Source organism: Deltaproteobacteria bacterium (assembly GCA_016183175.1).
GTDB lineage: Bacteria > UBA10199 > UBA10199 > UBA10199 > SBBF01 > JACPFC01.
In genome coordinates this window covers 1-2,892 of record JACPFC010000075.1, presented here as the reverse complement: position 1 = coordinate 2,892, position 2,892 = coordinate 1, and the positions used below count along the sequence as shown (strand labels likewise).

The window sequence follows — 2,892 nt, the reverse complement described above, 5'->3', positions numbered from 1 at the left end:
TCCCCCTTCGAACGGTGCCGGACGCTCAACTTTCCGTCCGCCGCCTCGCGGGCGCCGATAACCGCCATGTAAGGGACCTTTTTAAGCTGATTCTCACGAATCTTCAACCCCAGTTTTTCGTTCCGGTCGTCCGTTTCCGTCCGGATTCCCTCCTCCAAAAGGCGGTTTTTCACCTGAAGGGCATAGTCATTCTGCAAATCGGTAATCGGAATGACCACCGCCTGGACGGGGGCCAGCCACAGCGGAAAGGCGCCGCCGCAATGTTCGAGAAGGATCGCGTAAAAGCGTTCGATGGAACCGAGGATGGCCCGGTGAAGCATGACCGGCCTTAAAGCCCTTCCGTCGGGACCGACATATTCCAGATCGAACCGTTCGGGCATTGAATAGTCCACCTGAAGCGTCCCCAGCTGCCAGGCCCGTCCCAGCGCATCCTTCACCTGAAATTCAATCTTCGGCCCGTAAAAGGCTCCTTCGCCGGGATTGATTTTATAGGGGAGCCCCTCTTCCTCCATTGCCTTTTTCAATGTCCCCTCGGCCTGCTCCCAAACCTCCGGCGATCCGATGGCGTGATCGGGCCGGGTGGCGATGGCAAGCAGAACCTCCGTAAAACCAAAATCGCGATAAATTTTTTGGATCAACTTCAAAAACGACCGGATCTCGCCCCCCATCTGATCGGGGGTGCAATAAATGTGGGCGTCGTCCTGAGAAAAGGTGCGAATGCGCGTCAAGCCGTGAGTCACGCCGCTCCGTTCATAACGATGAAGACGGCCGAAGTCGGCGAACCGCACCGGCAGTTCGCGGTATGACCATTTTTTTTCACCGAACATCAGGCAATGGCCGGGGCAGTTCATCGGCTTGACCGCCATCTCGCGGTTTTCAATTTCGGTAAAGAACATGTTTTCCTTGAAATGCTCCAGATGGCCGGAACGCTCCCAGAGGGTAAGGTCAAAAATCTCCGGCGTGATCACCTCCCGATACCCCTCCGTTCGATAATGGTCGCGGACAGTGTCGATTAACATCCGGTAAACAAGCGCCCCCTTGGGGTGAAAAAAGGGGGAGGCGGGCGCCTCGGGATGAAACGAAAAAAGATCGAGCTCCCTTCCCAGCTTCCGGTGGTCGCGCCGGGCGGCCTCTTCGAGGCGGGCCAGATGGGTCTTCAGCTCTTTTTCGTTTTCAAAGGCGGTGCCGTAGATGCGCTGAAGCATCTCCCGTTTTTCGTCGCCGCGCCAGTAGGCCCCGGCGACACTCAACAGGTGAAAGGACTTGATGTCGCCCGTTTTGGCGACATGAGGCCCCTTGCACAGATCGACAAAATCGCCGTGCTGATAGAGGGAAATCGGCTCCCCCTCGCCCAACCCCTCGATGATTTCCACCTTGTATTTTTCTTCCCGTTTTTTGAAAAATTCAATCGCCTCTTTTTTGGAAATTTCTTTCCGGACAAAGGGGAGATTCTGCGCAATGATTTCTTTCATTTTTTCCCCGATCTTCCGCAGATCTTCGGGGCTAAAGGGGGCCTTGATGTCGAAATCGTAATAAAAGCCGTCGTCGATACAGGGGCCGATGGCCACTTTTGTCCCCGAAAAAATGGAGGTCACCGCGTCGGCCATCACATGCGCGCACGAGTGCCTCATGCGTTCGAGTGGATCAGATTCATGACCGGGTCTACAAACCATGTAGGCGCGAGCGGGATTGAACCGCTGACCCCTTGCGTGTCGAGCAAGTGCTCTACCACTGAGCTACGCGCCTATTAAGAAACTTCCGTGATCCTTCAATCTCCGCCCCCACGGCCCTTCATCCTCGCTAATCGCTCGGCGGGCCATGGGTCCCCACCACTGAGCTACGCGCCTGAAACACCCCCTCTACATTGTCTTTACCTTCCGCATCAACCCCAAAAATTTGAGCAGTCCCGAGAGACGCGAGATTCCTTTTCCAAAAAGGGTCTGCGCCAGAACCTTGAACATCTCCCGTTTTTCGGAAGAATAAGGATACCACCAGAAACTCTTTAAGGCCTTCCTGTTGGTGTACACATGCCGCACCTGGACCATTTCCAATAAACCGGGGACTCCGTGCGTCCGGCCGATCCCGCTCTCCTTCGGCCCTCCCCACGGAGTCTGCGGAACGGCAAAGCTGAAAACACTCTCATTCACATTCACCGTCCCGGCGACAAGACGCGAGGCCACCCCTCGTGCTGTTTTGAGATTTTTTCCCCAGACATAGGCGTTCAATCCATACGGCGAGTCGTTGGCCAGTTTGACCGCCTGATCAAGTGTCGAATAAGTCATGATGGGAAGGACCGGTCCAAAGGTTTCTTCCATCACCACCGGAAAGGTGTGATCCACATCGCTTAAAACGGTGGGCTTGTAGAACCGCCCCGGAAACTCCCGATTTCGCTCGCCCCCCGTCAATACCCTGGCCCCCCGCTTTTTGGCATCCTCCACCTGCTTTTCCACTTTTTCAATCTGCATCTCGGCGGTCATCGAACCAATGTCCACTTCGCCCGATTCTCCCGGCCCCTGGCGGAGTTTTTTTGTCTTTTCCACCACCATTTGGGTGAACCGGTCGGCGATTGACTCATGCACATAGACCCGCTCGATGCTCGCGCAGACCTGACCGCTGTTGCAAAAGGCCCCCCAGACCGTTGCCGAACTGGCGAGGTCCAAATCGGCGTCGGGGAGGACGATCATCGGATCTTTTCCCCCCAGCTCAAGCGTTACCGGTGTCAGCCTCTTGGCGGCCGACTCCATGATCCTTTTGCCGGTAGCCACCGAGCCGGTAAAAACGATTTTGTTCACATCCGATTCGACAAGGGCAGACCCGGTCGCCCCATCGCCGGTGACGATTTCAACCACCGTCCCCGGAACCCCTGCCTCCTTGATGAGTTCGCCGATCTTC

General features: G+C 56.0%; 2 protein-coding genes and 1 tRNA gene. All 3 read right to left on the bottom strand.

The window, feature by feature from the left end; genetic code table 11:
• On the bottom strand, nucleotides 1-1,631 hold a 1,631-nt coding region (thrS, locus tag HYU99_07950), incomplete at its 3' end, for a threonine--tRNA ligase (GenBank protein ID MBI2340279.1).
• A 43-nt stretch (nucleotides 1,632-1,674) separates the two neighbouring features.
• Nucleotides 1,675-1,746: transfer RNA gene (locus HYU99_07945), tRNA-Val, on the bottom strand.
• A 113-nt stretch (nucleotides 1,747-1,859) separates the two neighbouring features.
• The coding region (locus tag HYU99_07940; GenBank protein MBI2340278.1) for an aldehyde dehydrogenase family protein at nucleotides 1,860-2,892 on the bottom strand (1,033 nt) is incomplete at its 5' end.